Origin of the sequence: Pseudomonas sp. 2822-17, from assembly GCF_002742485.1 — a bacterium.
Taxonomy (GTDB): domain Bacteria; phylum Pseudomonadota; class Gammaproteobacteria; order Pseudomonadales; family Pseudomonadaceae; genus Aquipseudomonas; species Aquipseudomonas cyclaminis.
On sequence record NZ_LJRZ01000366.1, the window covers coordinates 1 to 235 of the forward strand.

1 protein-coding gene is annotated in these 235 nt (G+C 29.4%); it reads right to left on the bottom strand.

What is annotated here, in order from left to right:
• The coding region (locus tag AOA60_RS33320; protein ID WP_218240616.1) for a hypothetical protein at positions 1 to 204 on the bottom strand (204 nt) is incomplete at its 3' end.
• Between the last annotated feature and the right edge of the window lie 31 nt (positions 205 to 235).

The window sequence follows — 235 nt, forward strand, 5'->3', positions numbered from 1 at the left end:
AAGTAGTATTCCAACTGCAGCCGAAACGATATTTAAAACTAAGGTCATTTCAATAAAGTTATTTGCAAACTCTAAGACCACTGTTCTAAGTGAAATGATCAGAAACAAAAGAATAACTATGAATATAGTTAATTTCACTTGTAAATTAAACCTAATTTTTTTTAATGATGCTCCTGCTGTTCTTTTATTGCCTTTATCAGTCATAACGAATTAAACCCTCCACCTTCATTAATTT